This window comes from Streptomyces sp. NPDC002867 (assembly GCF_053591895.1).
The window spans coordinates 20,632-35,562 of sequence record NZ_JBSFUR010000029.1 but is presented as its reverse complement, the minus strand read 5'-3'; the positions used below and the strand labels follow the sequence as shown (position 1 = coordinate 35,562).

Genomic DNA, 14,931 nt, shown 5'->3' with positions numbered 1-14,931 from the left:
TGTCCTTCAGCCACGCCTGCAGGTAACCGGCGCCCGAGCAGACAGCGACCCGGGGCCGCCGCCCTGCTGGGCTGAGCGTCCCTGCTTCAGACCGCCGCCGAGTCCCCGGCCGGCGTCGGCCGCGCGCTCCGGGCGGCCTGCTCAGGCTGCGCCGGCGGCATGGCCTGAAGGTGCTGGGCGGCCTCGGCGGCGGTGTAGGAGGAAGCGAAGGTGAACGCGCGCGGGGACGGCCCGTGCACCCGCAGGTCCGCCAGCCGCTCCAGGGCCTCACCGACGGTCGGGAGGTGCCCGGCGGGGACCCACCAGAGCACCAGGTGCGCCTCGACGTGCCGTTCGAACCATTCGCGACGCCGCCGCATCACCTCCAGGTGCCCACTGCGGTAGGCGAAGTCCCACAGAGCCTCCTGGGTCTCCCACACCGACAGGTTGACGATGACGTCCTCACCAGCCGGGCGCAGGCCGGTGGCGTCGGCCGCCCCCTCTTCCACGAGCCGCCACACGAAGCCGGGCGCCCCGTCGGCGGCGGCGTTGACCGGATCGAGCATCTCGACGAACGGCGCCACGCGCGGATCGTCGAAGGGGTGGCGGAGCGTGGCGACGTTGAGCTGGGCGAGGTGGGCGGCATGCGGGAATGCAGTCATGGCCTCATCCCAGCACGGCCCCGCTTTCTATGTCAATTATCATTGCATTTAGAAGTCTCGACCACCACGCAGCACTCCCCCGGCCGGGCGTCCATGCGAGCTCGGACGGGACCGTCCGCGCCGAGCAGCCCCTCCAGCAGCGCCAGATTCATGCCACAGACGAGCGGCGGGAAGCGTTCGGCGACGGCATGAAAGGGGCAGTTGCGCATACGGACGACGCGTGCGGCAGCCTGGGGCGTCCCCTCGGCGCCTTCGGTGCCCTGGACGCCCTCGGCGCTCTCAACGTCTTCCAGGTGCGGTTCGTAGCCGCGGGCGGCCAGCATCTTCATGGCCTCTTCAAGGCCGCCACAGGGCGCCGCCGAGCCGCGCAGGGCCTCACCCCGGCGGCGCGCGGACGCGCAGAGCCCGGCGTCGAGCCCGGCCTGCTCGGCGGCCTCGGCGAGCAGCTCGGCGGCGGTGCGGTAGTCGCGGGCGGGCAGCGACACCGACCGCTCGGCCCGCGCCCGCGTGTACACCTTGGCGGGACGGCCCGCCCCCGGTCCCGAGCGGCCCGTCAGGCGGCGGCTACCGCTCTCCAGCAGCCCGACCTCAGTCAGCCTGTCCAGGTGGTGCGCAGCGAGCGTGCGCGTCACCCCGGCCGCCTCGGCGGCCTCGTTGCGGCCGACCTCGCGGCCCTGTGCCGCCACGTACTCGTACAGGCGGCGCCGTACCGGATCCTGCAACATTGCGATCGCGTCGATGTCCTCCACCTGGCCATTCTAGGAACAACACGGGTTGGATGTAGAAAGCCGCGGACCATCCCGCCTGGTGCGCCCGAAGAGCACCCTCAGCCGGTCGGCCGCACTGGACGCCGCAGCCGGCCGGGTCAGCGCCGTGAGCCACGAAGGAGGAGAGGGTACGGGCGGGTGTGGAGGCCTGCCCGCACTGCCGGCCGAACACGGAGCTCGGGGTGCTCGACCAGGACGCCGTCTTCCGCCGGCTGATCACCTTCTCGGCGGCCGTCTGCTTCGCGGGGGCCTTGGCCGCCTTCTCCGGTTCGCCGGACGGGCCAGTCCCACGGCGGCGGGCTGAGCGGAGCTCCCCCATCGGCCTGCCACCACCTCGCGGCAGCAGCCGGTCCCCCTCGGTCACGGCCGACGGTGCGGTCCGACGGCACACGGCACCTGGAGCACCCCACCCCTCCCGTAGCCGGCCTCTCCCTCGTCACCACTGCCGCCGCCGGCCTTGGCCGCGACCACCTGCTCCAGGGCGTGCGCGTACGGAGCGGCTTCTCGGACATGCCTCACGAGTATCCGAGGGTTCGTCAGGCACGTTGGCTGTCGCTGGGACGGTACCGCTGTCAGCCGCCCCTCAGCTCCCCTTCTTCATCCGCTTGAAGTATCCCGACGGCGGGGTTCACGGAATCGGCCCTTCCGGACTCTCCCTGACGACGGGGCGTTCAGAGGAAACCCCCGTGGGCAGCGGAATCTGGACGGTGCGATCAGGTACCGCGACAGTGGGGGACTTCGCCACATACCAATAGGCCACCCTTGCGTCGCCCGCCCACTCAGCTCCCTGTAGCCGGCTGATTGGACGCCAGCCACGATGGCGAAGAGCTTTCACTCGGCCGAAGGTCCCGGCAGGCCGACCGCGGGTTTCGATCGAAACACCTTCCGAGTGGCGCACCGACGCGCTCCAACGAGCGACCACGAAGCGGTTCGGCCGAACCGCTTCCCGCTCGCCCGCGGTTCGTCCCGCCCGTTCACGCCGCCCCCGTCGTCGTACTCTTCCCCTCCCGGACATGGCCGGCCCCCTGTGACAGCGGTTCGGCCGGTGAAGGCCGGTGCACGCGCGCACCATTGACTTGGACGTCGTCGAAGCCACCGGTCCGGCACGAGGGTTGCCGGTATCACTCCCGAACCACCGTTCGGGAGCGGGGAACGCACGGTTAGGCTGTGGCGCCTATGCTCCGCTTCCACCGCACCGGTCTCGCCCGCACCGGTCTCGCCCGCACCGGCCGCGCCGCGGCCGTCGCTCTGGCCGCCGTCACGGCCGCGGCGGCGGTGGTGTCCTGCACATCGCACGCGGGAGTGCGGGACGGCGGCCCCGCGCCGACGCTGTCGCCGCCGGTGCGTGCTTCGCCGCTGTGGCCGCAGTACGAGCCGCCCGTGCCGCCGTCGGCGGGTGAGCCCAGTCCCACGTACCGGCAGTACGAGGCCGTGCCCTCGGTCGCCGTGCCCGCGGACGGTCTCCGCGCGGTGTCGGTGCCAGATCTGCTGGACAAGGACCCCAATGTTCCGAAACTGGTCAGGGCCGCGCTGACGGACTGCCCCGGAGCACAGTGCGGGCTGCGCAAGCCGGTGTTCCGCGAGCTGACCGGTGACGGACAGGACGAGCTGGTGGTCGCGTTCGACGAGCCGAATGCCTCGTTGACACTCGTTCAGGTCTACCGGGCGTCGGGCGGCACGGTGCGCCCGATACTGATCACCTGGGGCCAGCTCGGGATCACCGGCGAGACGTTCGGCCACGATCTGGTGATCACCTCCACCGGCCGGGACGGCCGGTTCACCACGCGCTACCGCTGGAACGGCACGGTGATGGCGGCCGTCGCACCGAACGACGATCCGGCCGGTCCCGCGGCAGGGCCCGGTGCGGATTCCGGGCACAGCACAGCCCCAAAGACAAGGACGCCCCGATGACACACCACCGGCTCTCCGCGCCCGGCGCGCCGGCCGAGGCCAGACTGCTGCTCGTCGAGGACGACGAGGTGATCCGCAACACCGTCCGCATGCTGCTCGAACGCTACGGGTTCACCGTGGCGACCGCGGCCGACGGACTGACCGGGCTGGAGATCTTCCGCGAGACCGATCCGGATCTACTGCTCCTCGATGTCATGCTGCCCGATCTGGACGGCATCGGACTGTGCCGCCGTGTCCGGGAGTTCAGCCTCGCCCCGATCTTGATGATGTCCGCGCGCGGCGACACTCTCGACGTGGTGTCCGGCCTCGAGGCGGGTGCCGACGACTACGTGGTCAAACCGTGCGAGAGTGCTGTCCTCGTCGCCCGGATCCGTTCGCTGCTGCGTCGTGCCTCCTTCTCCCCGGACACGGTCGCCGGGCGGGAGGGCACGGCCGGGGACACCGACGGCACCACGGTGACCTTCGGCGATCTGACGATCGACACCCGGGGCATGGAGGTACGGCGTGACGGGCGGACGCTGGCACTGACGCCGACAGAGCTGCGGATGCTGCTCGAGTTCGCCGCCAGTCCCGGTGTGGTACTGGAGCGCCGTACGCTGCTCAGCCGGGTGTGGGACCACGCCTGGCACGGCGACACCCGCGTCGTCGACCTCCATGTTCAGCGGCTGCGGGCCAAGATAGGCGCCGAACGGATCGAGACGGTCCGCGGCTTCGGCTACAAGCTCCGGCGCTGATATGGCTCTGCGCTGGCGGATCGCCGCCCTGGTCGCCGTGGCGATCTGCGCCGTGGCGACCGCCGTCGGTGTGCTGGTGCACCATGCGTCGCGCGACCGGGAGCTGTCGCAGGCGCGGGACGCGGCTCGCACCACGCTCGACCGGGCCGCCGTCATCTACGCCCGCACCGGTTCGGTGCAGGGTTCGGGCGCGGAACTGGACGCGCGAGGGCTGCCCCGCTCCCTGGGCGCGCTGGTCGCACGGGGACACCAGGGCACCGAGTTCACCACGGGCGAGCGCGGTCCGGCGATGTGGGCGGCCCGGCCCGCGGGCGGTCAGGTCCTGTCCGTACGCGTCGACCTGGGCGTGACGATGCGGGATCTCGCCGCGCTGGACACGAACATCGTCGTGGCGGGCGTGCTCACCACCGCTGTCGTTCTGCCGCTGGGTGTGCTCAGCGCGGGGCGGATGAGTCGCCGGCTCCGTACGGCGGCGGGTACGGCGCGCCGCATCGCCGACGGCGACCTCGACGCCAGGATCTCCGCGGCGCCGCGCCCGCAGGACGAGATCGCCGAGATCTCAGCGGCCGTGGACACGATGGCCGCGGCGCTCCAGCAGCGGCTGCGGGGAGAACAGCGTTTCACCGCGGACGTGGCGCATGAACTGCGCACGCCGCTCATGGGGTTGGTGACCGCGGCCGAGCTGCTGCCCGAAGGGAAGGCTGCCGGGTATGTGCGCGACCGGGTTCGCGTGCTGGGCTCGTTGGTGGAGGACCTGCTGGAGATATCCCGGCTGGACGCGGGCGCCGAGCGGGCGGATCCGTCCCGCTGCCCGGTCGGTCCGGCGGTGGTGCAGGCGGTGGCCCGGACGGGGCTGGCGGCGACGACCGTCGTCGCGGAGGCGGGGTCCGGTGACGGACCGGAGAGCCACGAGGAGTCCGCGGGCGGGGCGGACGACGACGCTGCTGTCGTGTGGACGGATCCGCGCCGGCTGGAGCGCATCGTCGCCAATCTCGTCGTCAACGCACACCGTCACGGGCGTGCGCCGGTCACCGTCACCGTGGCACGGCATCCGCAAGACGCCTCGGTGACCATCCGCGTACGTGACCGGGGCGACGGTTTCCCGCAGTCCCTGCTCACGGACGGCCCGCAGCGGTTCCGCACAGGTGCGCGGGAGCGGGGGACCGGGCACGGCCTCGGTCTGACGATCTGCCAGGGCCAGGCCCAGGTGATCGGTGCCGTGCTGTCGTTCGCCAACTGCCCCGGCGGCGGGGCGGTCGCCACACTGCGGCTGCCCGACCGCCCGGCGCCGATACACGACTGATACGGACGGGATGCACGCCCGACGCACAGCCGAGGCCCGGCCGATGCAGGCCTTCCGCCCGACGAAGATCTTGGGCACAGAGGATGGCGCCCATGCGTATCAGGCGGAACCCGTACCGAACCGTGGAGCAGCGATTCCTGGTCCTCGGCAACGACGTTGCGGAGACCGGCGCGCCGCCGGACGGCCCGAGAACGGCTCCGGCGGCCCGGCGGGGCACCTTCCGCCGCGGAGGTACGCGCCCCCGGCCGCGGGCGGGGGCGCGTACGGGGATACGCCGGCTGTTCACCTGGCGACGCCTGCTCGCAGGGGTGGTGACCGTGTGTGCTCTGCTCGTCGGCGGGTTCACGGTGCTGTACTTCGCTATCGACATCCCGAGAGCCAACGATCTGGCGAAGGCCCAGAGCAACGTCTATCTCTACAGCGACGGCACACGGCTCACGCGTACCGGCGACATCAACCGCGAGTCCGTGCCGCTCGACCGGGTGCCGAAGGATGTGCAGCGTGCGTTCGTCGCCGCCGAGAACAGGGACTTCTACAGCGACCCCGGCGTCTCGCTCAGCGGCACCGCACGCGGCATCCTCAACACCGTGGCGGGGCGCGGCAAACAGGGCGGTTCGACGATCACCCAGCAGTATGTGAAGAACTACTACCTGAGCCAGGACCAGACCGTCACGCGCAAGGTGAAGGAACTGATCATCTCCCTGAAGGTGGACCGGCAGACCTCCAAGGACGACATCCTCGCCGGCTATCTCAACACCAGTTACTACGGGCGGCTGGCGTACGGAGTGCAGGCCGCGTCACGGGCCTACTACGGAAAGGAGTCCGACGACCTCACCGTCGAGCAGGGGGCGTATCTGGCGGCGCTGCTGCAGGCCCCGAGCCAGTACGACTGGGCCGTGGCCACGCCCGGCGGCAGGCGGCTGGCGGTGGAGCGCTGGAACTACGTCCTGGACAACATGGTGGAGGAAGGCTGGCTGGACCCGACCCGCCGGCAGAGCATGCGCTTTCCCGTGCCCCTGGACCCGAAGCCGGTACAGGGGCTCGCGGGCCAGAACGGCTATCTGGTCGACGCGGCGCGGCGGGAGCTGATGGCCTCGGGCATCAGCGAGCAGGATCTGGCGGGCGGAGGCTGGCGGATCACCCTCAACATCGACCCGACCCGGCAGCGGGCTCTGGAGAACGCCGCCGCCGCCGGGCTGGACAGCGGCCCGGGTGCCGACGGCTCGGCGTCCGCAGCGGCAGACGGCTCCGACCGGCAGGCGGGAGCGGTGTCGGTGGACCCCAGGAGCGGGCACATCGTGGCCCTCTACGGGGGCAGGGACTATCTGAAGCACTACCTCAACAATTCGCTCCGCTCCGACTACCAGGCCGGACCGACGTTCGCCCCGGTCGCCCTGGCGGCCGCCGCCGAGGCCAAGTGGGAGAACAGAGGTCTCGCGGACCCGGCGCAGATCCGCCGGACCGCGACGGACCTGGGCATAAGTCCGCAGGCGAGCGGCTTCGCCGCGCCCGGCGCGACGACACTCGGACTGATGGGCGTCAGCCCACTGGAGATGGCGGGTGTTTACGCCACGCTCTCCCACGACGGGAAGAAGGTCACGCCCTCGATCGTGAAGGCGGCGGAGCGGGCGGGTGAAGCGACACAGCTGCCGCCCTCGGTCGGCGGGCAGGTGGTGCGCCCCGAGACCGCGGGCACAGTCACCGCGTCGTACGGAGCGAAGTCGTCGCTCGGCAACGGCCGGTTCTCCGTCGTGGGCCCCGCGCCGAGCGCCCGGCCGGCGCAGACCGTGACCGTCGGCGGTCCGTCGGACGACAGGAAGGCCGACTGGTTCGTGGGCGGCTCCGCCGAACTGGTCACCGCGCTCGCGCTGTTCGGTGAAGACGCGACGTCGCAGAAGCAGGTGACGCTGGACGGCGCCGGTGACGGTGGCGCGGCAAGGATCTGGTCGATGTACACGGCGGGCTCTGCCGACGGCCTGCCCCGTCCCCTGCCGGACACGCTCCCGCAGGGGGCTGTGTCGAGTCCCTACTGAGCGATCAGTGCCGCAATCCCTCATGAGCAGCCGAGTCGTCGTGGGGCGCCGGGCGGCGAATCGGAGGAAGCCACGGACGGCGGACGCCTGAAAGCCACACCCGGCACCCTGGGTGAGCCAACCCACGAATGGCTCGCTCATCCCGATGAACAAGGCAGGGACGCCTGATCACCCGCCTCGCCCACCGCCGGCCGGCACCCGTCGACCACGTCATGCACTGGTCACACTGGCAACGGCAACACCAAGCCCGCACCAGCCACGACAAACAACGCGGACACTCACCACCCGAAACTGAGCCCCCATCACACAAAAGACCGATCATTGGTCGAGCCAGATGAGGGTGCTGGCGACGGCGAGGTCGCGGTGTCCGGCGGACCAGGGCCCGGTCAGGTGGCGGGCAGCGGTTGGTTCCCGTGCGGGTGCAGGCGGTCGGCGAGGAAGGCGAGGATCTCGTCGCGGGCCCGCACCGTGGGGTGGCCGGCCTCGTCGACGAGATGGGCGGTGACGACGCTGTGCGGGGTGCCGACCAGATCGGCGAAGAAGGGCGGCGGGGCCGGGTTGGCGGCGCTGTCCGGGAGGACACGCCCGTCGAAGGCGTCGCCGAGCAGCGACCGGTAGGCGGCGAAGCGCTGCCCCGTGCACCAGCGGTCGCCCTCGAAGCGGTAGGCGAGGACGGTGAGGCCGTCGCGGTCGAGCCGGTCGCGCACCGCGCGCGCGTCCGCCGCGTCGAGTTCGAGTCCGCCGGGGTCGTCGAGCGGCAGCGACGGGTGGTTGACCACCGGGGCGATCACCGCCGGCTCCAGGGCCATGGTGAGGGCGAAGTTGCCGGTGAAGCACAGGCCGATCGCACCCACCCCCGGCCCACCGCACGCGGTGTGGGCCTGGCGCGCCAGGCCGCGCAGCCAGATCGTCACCGGGCTGGTGCCGCCCCCGGCGAAGGCGCGGAACTCGGCGCTGACGCAGGCGCGGCGGACGACCTCCCGGCCGCCCTCGACCGTGGGGAAGGCGCCGTCCGTCCCGAACAGGGAGGGCACATGGACGGTGAAGCCCGCGTCCCGCACCCAGCGCGCGAGCCGCAGGACGTCGGGACTGATGCCCGGCATCTCCGGGAGCACCACGACCGCAGGCCCGATCCCGGCTGTGTACACCGTCTTCTCCACCCCCTCCACGGCCACGCTCCGGCGGGTGAAGTCGGTGATCGGATCGTCGTCGCTCATGGGGCCAGCCTGGTCCCGGAGCTGGCCGCCGGTTGAGGGGCGAGATCGCCAAGGCCAGGGGTAATCTCGCCACAAGCGAGGGAGGCGATCGGTACGCGGTCGGCGACCCGGGGGCCGGACACCAGGGGTACGGGAGCGATGGCGGAGGCGGCGCGGCAGGCAGAGGAACGTGCGGGTCCGGGCGCCGGGCCGGGTGCGCTGCGGGTCGGGGTCCTGGCGTACCCGGACTGCTTCGCGTCTGAAGTGTTCGGCGTCCCCGATCTGTTGACGATGGCCGGGCATGTCGCCGGACCGGACGCGCCCGGCTACCGGGTGTCGGTCGTCTCGCCGCGCCGCCGGGTCACCGCCTCGGGCGGCGCGAGCCTGGACGTGCGTCCCTTGCGCGAGGTCGACGTCCTCGTGGTCCCTGGCTTCGAACTGCGCCCGGACACGGACCTCGACGCGCGGCTCGCCCGGCTCGCCCCCGAGATCGCGGCGATCCGCGCGCAGGCTGCCGCCGGCACCGCCGTCGTCTCCCTCTGCGTCGGCGCGTTCCTGCTCGCCGAGGCTGGGCTCCTCGACCGGCGCCGGGCCACCACCTCCTGGCTGCACGCCGGCGAACTGGCCAGGCGCTGCCCGGACGCCGACGTGCGGCCCGAGCACCTGGTCGTCACCGACACGGGGGTGACGACCACGGCCGCCTTCAGCGCCATGTACGACTTCGCGCTGGACCTGATCCGCCGGCACAACGGCGCCCGGGTGGCCCGCACCACCGCACGGTTGGCGCTCGTCGACGACGCGCGGACCTCCCAGACCCCGTACGTCGACCCGCGGCTCCTCCCGGAGCCCGGCCGGGAGTTCTCCCAGCGAGTCATGCGGCGGCTCGACCAGAACCTCGCCGAGCGGTACGACCTCGCCGCGCTCGCGGACGCCTTCCGGGTCAGCACCCGCACGCTGCTGCGCCGCTTCGCCGAAGAGACCGGACGCAGCCCGCTGGCCCATCTGCAGGCTTCCCGGGTCCGCCGCGCCCGCCATCTGCTGGAGACCACCGACCGCACCGTCGCCGCCGTCGCCGCGGCCGTCGGCTACCAGGACCCCGGTACCTTCGCCGCCCTCTTCGCCCGCCACACCGGCCACCGCCCGAGCGCCTACCGTGCCGCCTTCCGCCGCACGGCCCGGGCCTCCGCCCCAGATGGCGGCATCTAAGTACTGCAACCGTCTTTCGCGTGACGGTGGGACGGCTGGGGCGCGTTGTGCTGGTCATGAGGTGGGAGACGGTGCGGGCGGATGCACGGGGGTGGTCGTCGGGGCTCGCGGAGTTGCACGAGCGGTTCCTTCATCGGTTCGCGAGGACCGAGCCGCGTGCACACACGCGCGGTGCGCTGCCCAGCGGGCGAGCGCGCGCTGTTCCTCGGGACTCGAGGCGTCGATCGCGTGCACGAGTGCGGCATCAAGGCCCACGAGGCCCTGCGGACAGCCCTGAATCCCCGGAGCTTGCCCTGGACATCCCGCAGTCGATCACTGGGCAGGCGCCCGCCCCACGCGTCCATCTCCTGTTGCAGTTCGGTGTGCTCCGCCTCCTCGCGGGCCCGGCGCTCGGCCTCGGCTCGCTCCTCGGGGGTGGGGCCCGGGGGCTGCTCGCGCGCGAACTCGTGCCAGTAGGCGGCGGCTTGACTGGTCTCCTTGACCACGCGGTCCGGAGCCGGCGGGCTCGGCCAGAATCGCAACAGATACTCATCCACCGCGCGTTCGCCCACATCGCCTGCGGCGTTGTGCGCCCCGTCCATGCCCCGGCAGTGGTACCGGACCCGGTACGAGGTCTCGGAGAGGGGGAGCGGATACCAGCCGCTGTCCCACTCCACGAGCTGAACTCTGTTCGATACGGGCCGGAACGATACCTCGACGATGTCCTCCCAGAGGTCGGCGTCCAGGGGCGGCTCGGTCGCGTGCAGCTCAACGGTGATCGGGACGGAGCCGGTGTGCGTTCCAGTCAGCAGAAAGAGATGGCCCGGCACCGCCCCGCCGCACAGCCCGGCCCGCTGCCCGGCGAAAGAATCTTCGAGGGAGTGGATGTCGTCGCTGCAGACGTAGATCTGCCCGTAGGCCACGTGCACTTCGTCGCTGAAGAGTGTTCGCACAGATCAAGCGTGGCGCGTGGGTCTGACAATGAGCGGTTTCCGACAATGGCCACACTTGGAAACCGGGGGCCCGCACCAGCTCGGCCAGTTCGATCCAGGCGTCCACCTGCTCGTGTGGGGTCATCGGGCAGTTCGATGCTGAAGGTGTGCATGCGGCCATGCAGGCGTGGGTCGACGTCGCGCCCGAGGCCCAGCTCCTGCAGCGTGCGGACCAGCTCGACGCGGGCCACCGACCCGGCGTCGTACAGCCGGTAGGCGGTTGCGGAGCGGGCCGCGGGCGGCACCGCTCCCTCGTCGGACCAGAAGCGCAGGGGGTGCGCACCGGAAGTCCGGTGCAGTGCCCGTCCCGGCACGTCTGACGTGCGCGGAGACGGGTATGCGAGCGGGCGACCACCCCAGCGAATCGAGGAGCCGATATGTCGTCAGCGACCACCGATGTCGTCGAGCTCATTCTGCGGGACCACCACAGGATGGAGGAGCTCTTCCGCACCCTGCGCAGCGCCGAAGCCGATCGCGCCGCCGCTCTGCGCGAGTTCTCTGCCCTTCTCGTCGCCCACTCGGAGGCCGAGGAGGACGAGGTCTATCCCGCACTGCGGCGCTACAAGAACGTGGACGGCGACGATGTCGAGCACGGCATCCATGAGCACGAGGAGGCCAACGAGGCGTTGCTCGCACTGCTCGAGGTGAAGGACACCATGTCCGAGGAGTGGGAGGAGAAGCTCGAAGCGCTCGTCGCGGCGGTCGACCACCACGTGGACGAGGAGGAGCGCACGTTGCTCAACGACACGCGCGAGAACGTCGCCGACGACCGGCGGGCCGAGCTCGGCAAGGCCTTCCGCGAGGCGCGTGCCAAGCACCTCGACGCCGACTGCGGCAGCGTCGACCACGTACGCGAACTGGTTGCCTGACGTGCCGGGCCGCCCGGTGGCTCGTACCACCGGGCCCGGCCGGTGAAAGCCGGCAGGCGGGGCATACGGCCTGCATGAGTGATCTTGTTGCAGCCGCCGAGGGCGGTGACCGCCGCATATGACCGTTCCCTTCAGGAGCCCCGGACGCGAGAAGCGGAAACCGGCCTTCAGCATCCGGCAGTTGGTCCTCTTCTTCGGACTCGTCGCCATCATTCTGTGCGCCGTCGGGCTCACGCTGAAGCTCATCGTCAGAGCGGCCGAGGAGCGGCCCGCGGCGGCGGTGGCCGTCATGGCCGTCCTCGTCGTGGCAGCGGCCGGGCTGGGCAGCGCCAGCCGTCGCCGCGCGGCCGGCCGGCTCGCCGACGGCCTCTCGGACCTCACGCACCACGCCGCCGGTACGAGCGCGGCGCAACAGGTGCGGACACCTGCCCCGGTGTCCGACGGCGAGGAAGCGTCGGGGACGTTCGAGGTGGACGACCTCGCGGCCATGGACCCCGCCGACTTCGAACAGGCCGTCGCCGCTCTGTGCGAACGGGACGGTTGCCGGGACGTCCGGGTCGTCGGAGGTGCGGGCGATCTCGGCGCCGACGTGATCGCCACCACGCCCGACGGCAGGCGTGTCGTCATGCAGTGCAAGCGCTACGGCCCGATGAACAAGGTCGGATCCCAGGAAGTGCAGCGATTCGGCGGCACATGTTTCGCCGTGCACGAGGCGAGTGTGGCGGCCGTCGTGACCACGGGCGAGTTCACCCAGCCGGCGGCCGAGTACGCCGAACAGTGCGGGATCCGATGCTTCGACCACCAGAGCCTCGTCGCCTGGACCGAGGGCAGCGGGCCGGCCCCGTGGGAGGCAGAACCGCCTTCGACGTCCTCCGTCCCCGGCCCTGGACAAGGGGCCGAGGACGGCATCGCCGGCAGCTGAACGCGTACCGAGAGCTGCCGCGGGCAAACGGCAGAAGAACCACGACCTTTGGAGTTCCCATGATGATCGCCGGAATCATTGCAGTGTGTGGCGTCCTCGCCGTGCTGGCGTTCCTCCTGCCGCGCCTGTCGCGCCACCCCGAACGTGGTACGCGACGCACCCTCGGCCTGGGATCACGCGTCGGCAGCAAGGCCCCGGGGTTCCTGGGGCGCATGTTCAGCAAACCGTTCCGCAGCAGCTCACGGGCCGTGAGCCGCAGCGGTTCCGCGGGCCGCCGCACCCGCGGACGCATGCCGTTCTAGAACGAGGTGAGACGCGCGGTGTTCACCACCCGGCCAACACTCCAGGGCACCTTCGGAATGGTGTCCTCCACGCACTGGCCGGCCTCGCTGTCCGCGATGGCCGTCCTCGAGCCCGACGCCAACGCCTGCGACACCGCCGTCGCCGCCGGGTTCGCGCTCCACGTCGTCGAACCGCATCTGTGCGGGCACGCCGGGGAGGTGCCGGTCATCGTCGCACACGTCGGCGGCGAGGTGCGCGTCCTGCGCGGACAGGGCGTCGCGCCGGCCGGGCCACCGTAGCGCACTACCGCTCGCTCGGCCTCGAACTCGTCCCCGGCACTGAGCGGTTGGCCGCCGCCGTACCGGGCGCGTCCGACGCCTGGATGGTCCTGCTGCGCGACCACGGCACCAAGTCCCCGGCAGGCCGCCCGCCGCGCGCTCATCGGGGACATCGGCCTCCGAACAGCACCGGCTTCAGCCGGACGCGGGCGGCGTAGAGGGCGGCGGTGTATCCGGCGGGCCGGAGTCGATGACAATGACGTTGTGTACGTCATCGTCATTCGGCGGCGATCGGGTCGGTCACCGGCTCACGCCTCCTGCTGCGCGTCGATCTCGGCGATCAGGGCCTCGATGCGGGTCTTGATCTCGTCACGGATCGGGCGTACAGCCTCGACGCCCTTGCCGGCCGGGTCCTCGAGCGCCCAGTCGAGGTACTTCTTGCCGGGGAAGATCGGGCAGGCGTCGCCGCAGCCCATGGTGATGACGTAGTCGGACGCCTGGACCGCCTCGGTGGTGAGGATCTTCGGCGTGGCGGCGGAGATGTCGACGCCGACCTCCTTCATCGCCTCGACCGCGGCCGGGTTGACCTGGTCCCCCGGGATGGAACCTGCGGAGCGGACCTCGATGCGGTCGCCGGCGAGGTGGCTCAGGAACCCGGCGGCCATCTGGGAGCGGCCGGCGTTGTGGACGCAGACGAAGAGCACGGAGGCGAGCGGAGCGGTGGTCATCGGTTCTTCCTTCATGGCAGGGATGAGCGGGGTGCGGGGGACGGGAAGCTTCAGGAGCTGGGCGGCAGGGTGTCCGGCAGATCGGTGATGCGGGCGTCGATGTCGTCGCGGATGGAGCGCACGACGGCGATCGGTGCGTCGTCGGGGTCGGCAACGGCCCAGTCCAGGACGCGACGGCCGGGCACCACAGGGCAGGGATTCCCGCAGCCCATGGTGATCACGATGTCGGCGACCTGGACGACCTCGTCGGTCAGCGGCTTGGGACAGACGTCCTCCAGTGCGACGCCCGCCTCCGCGAGCGCCTGAACCACGTGGGGGTCGACGGCACCGGACGGGTGGGTGCCGGCAGAGGAGGCGATCACGTCCGCCCCGGCCCGGTGGGCCAGGAGGGCCGCCGCCATCTGCGAGCTGCCGGCGTTGCGACTGCACACGAAGACCACCCGCGGCCGTCCCCCGCCGGTCGGGCTCTCGACGTGCGCCGGCGCGTCGGGGCGTTCAGCGGCGAACCGTTCGGCCGGCACGACCGCGTGCGTGCGCACCTGCGCCGCGGCCGCGAGCCGCTCGTAGGAGTCGACCATGAGCCGCTGTACCGTCTCCACGGAGTACCGGCCGTGGTCGCGCACGGCGAGGCGGGCGACGCCGGCCGCGAGGCGTTCGTCGGGGAGGACCGGGTGCGGGGACTCGGTCATGGAGAGAACCCCCTGGCTTCAGAAGAGGTCAGCCCAGGCTGGTGTCAGCTCCGGGTGATGTGACAGTATCAGCCCATGATGACGTCAGTCGACACTGATCTGATCCGGGTCCTGGCCGATCCGCTCAGGCTCCGGATCGTGAGCCTGCTCGCGCGGGAGACGCTCTGCACCACGCACCTGGTCGAGGAGACCGGTGCCAGGCAGACGAACCTCTCCAACCACCTGAAGGTGCTGCGCGAGGCCGGGGTCGTGGAGACCGAACCGTGCGGACGGTACATCTACTACCGGCTGCGACCGGAGGTCATCGAATCCCTCGCGGGCCAGTTCGCCGACCTGGCCGCCACCGCCCGCACCACCGCCGAAGCGAACCTCAAGCGGTCCTGCCCCTAAGCCCCTCTCCC

15 protein-coding genes and 2 pseudogenes are annotated in these 14,931 nt (G+C 71.5%); 10 read left to right on the top strand and 7 right to left on the bottom strand.

What is annotated here, in order from left to right:
* Positions 1-86: 86 nt before the first annotated feature.
* On the bottom strand, positions 87-641 hold the full coding sequence (locus tag ACWD0A_RS24400; protein WP_451301354.1) for a DUF3291 domain-containing protein: 555 nt from the start codon (positions 639-641) through the stop codon (positions 87-89).
* 32 nt (positions 642-673) lie between these two features.
* Positions 674-1,390, bottom strand: a complete 717-nt coding sequence (locus ACWD0A_RS24395; protein ID WP_451301352.1) for a helix-turn-helix transcriptional regulator — start codon at positions 1,388-1,390, stop codon at positions 674-676.
* A gap of 1,194 nt (positions 1,391-2,584) precedes the next feature.
* Between ACWD0A_RS24395 and ACWD0A_RS24390 the strand changes: the two genes are divergently transcribed.
* From ACWD0A_RS24390 to ACWD0A_RS24375, 4 genes are all read left to right on the top strand, one after another.
* A complete protein-coding gene (locus tag ACWD0A_RS24390; protein WP_451301409.1) occupies positions 2,585-3,319 on the top strand; it encodes a hypothetical protein in 735 nt (244 codons plus the stop codon).
* A complete protein-coding gene (gene cseB / locus ACWD0A_RS24385) occupies positions 3,316-4,053 on the top strand; it encodes a two-component system response regulator CseB (protein ID WP_451301350.1) in 738 nt (245 codons plus the stop codon). The genes ACWD0A_RS24390 and cseB overlap by 4 nt, the downstream gene beginning before the upstream one ends.
* Position 4,054: 1 nt before the next feature.
* Positions 4,055-5,356 (top strand): sensor histidine kinase, encoded by a 1,302-nt coding sequence (locus tag ACWD0A_RS24380; protein ID WP_451301348.1) that lies wholly within the window; start codon positions 4,055-4,057, stop codon positions 5,354-5,356.
* Positions 5,357-5,448: 92 nt separating this feature from the next.
* The gene (locus ACWD0A_RS24375; protein ID WP_451301346.1) at positions 5,449-7,389 is read left to right on the top strand and encodes a transglycosylase domain-containing protein; all 1,941 of its coding nucleotides are present in this window, start codon (positions 5,449-5,451) and stop codon (positions 7,387-7,389) included.
* A gap of 386 nt (positions 7,390-7,775) precedes the next feature.
* On the opposite strand, the gene ACWD0A_RS24370 is transcribed toward ACWD0A_RS24375, so the two are convergent.
* Positions 7,776-8,606, bottom strand: a complete 831-nt coding sequence (locus tag ACWD0A_RS24370; RefSeq protein WP_451301344.1) for a dienelactone hydrolase family protein — start codon at positions 8,604-8,606, stop codon at positions 7,776-7,778.
* A gap of 138 nt (positions 8,607-8,744) precedes the next feature.
* Between ACWD0A_RS24370 and ACWD0A_RS24365 the strand changes: the two genes are divergently transcribed.
* Complete coding sequence (locus ACWD0A_RS24365; protein ID WP_451301342.1) at positions 8,745-9,791, top strand: GlxA family transcriptional regulator; 1,047 nt, start codon at positions 8,745-8,747, stop codon at positions 9,789-9,791.
* On the opposite strand, the gene ACWD0A_RS24360 is transcribed toward ACWD0A_RS24365, so the two are convergent.
* Entirely contained in the window at positions 9,788-10,723 is a 936-nt protein-coding gene (locus tag ACWD0A_RS24360; protein ID WP_451301412.1) for a hypothetical protein, read from the bottom strand. The two genes, ACWD0A_RS24365 and ACWD0A_RS24360, sit on opposite strands and share 4 nt — an antisense overlap.
* Positions 10,724-10,899: 176 nt before the next feature.
* Positions 10,900-11,117 (bottom strand): annotated as a pseudogene (locus ACWD0A_RS24355) (helix-turn-helix domain-containing protein); the annotation flags it as partial.
* Between the two features lie 22 nt (positions 11,118-11,139).
* On the opposite strand from ACWD0A_RS24355, the gene ACWD0A_RS24350 reads away from it, so the two are divergent.
* The 4 genes and pseudogenes from ACWD0A_RS24350 to ACWD0A_RS24335 all read left to right on the top strand — a co-directional run.
* Positions 11,140-11,631, top strand: coding sequence for a hemerythrin domain-containing protein (locus tag ACWD0A_RS24350; protein ID WP_451301340.1), 492 nt, complete (start codon positions 11,140-11,142; stop codon positions 11,629-11,631).
* A 118-nt stretch (positions 11,632-11,749) separates the two neighbouring features.
* The gene (locus ACWD0A_RS24345; RefSeq protein WP_451301338.1) at positions 11,750-12,553 is read left to right on the top strand and encodes a restriction endonuclease; all 804 of its coding nucleotides are present in this window, start codon (positions 11,750-11,752) and stop codon (positions 12,551-12,553) included.
* Positions 12,554-12,612: 59 nt separating this feature from the next.
* A complete protein-coding gene (locus ACWD0A_RS24340; protein WP_451301336.1) occupies positions 12,613-12,855 on the top strand; it encodes a DUF6411 family protein in 243 nt (80 codons plus the stop codon).
* Between the two features lie 18 nt (positions 12,856-12,873).
* Positions 12,874-13,256 (top strand): annotated as a pseudogene (locus ACWD0A_RS24335) (gamma-glutamyltransferase); the annotation flags it as partial.
* Positions 13,257-13,421: 165 nt separating this feature from the next.
* Here the strand turns inward: ACWD0A_RS24335 and ACWD0A_RS24330 are convergent.
* The gene (locus tag ACWD0A_RS24330) at positions 13,422-13,841 is read right to left on the bottom strand and encodes an arsenate reductase ArsC (protein WP_451301334.1); all 420 of its coding nucleotides are present in this window, start codon (positions 13,839-13,841) and stop codon (positions 13,422-13,424) included.
* A gap of 50 nt (positions 13,842-13,891) precedes the next feature.
* Positions 13,892-14,530, bottom strand: coding sequence for an arsenate-mycothiol transferase ArsC (locus tag ACWD0A_RS24325; protein ID WP_451301332.1), 639 nt, complete (start codon positions 14,528-14,530; stop codon positions 13,892-13,894).
* A 75-nt stretch (positions 14,531-14,605) separates the two neighbouring features.
* Between ACWD0A_RS24325 and ACWD0A_RS24320 the strand changes: the two genes are divergently transcribed.
* A complete protein-coding gene (locus ACWD0A_RS24320) occupies positions 14,606-14,920 on the top strand; it encodes an ArsR/SmtB family transcription factor (RefSeq protein ID WP_451301330.1) in 315 nt (104 codons plus the stop codon).
* The last annotated feature ends 11 nt before the right edge of the window (positions 14,921-14,931 follow it).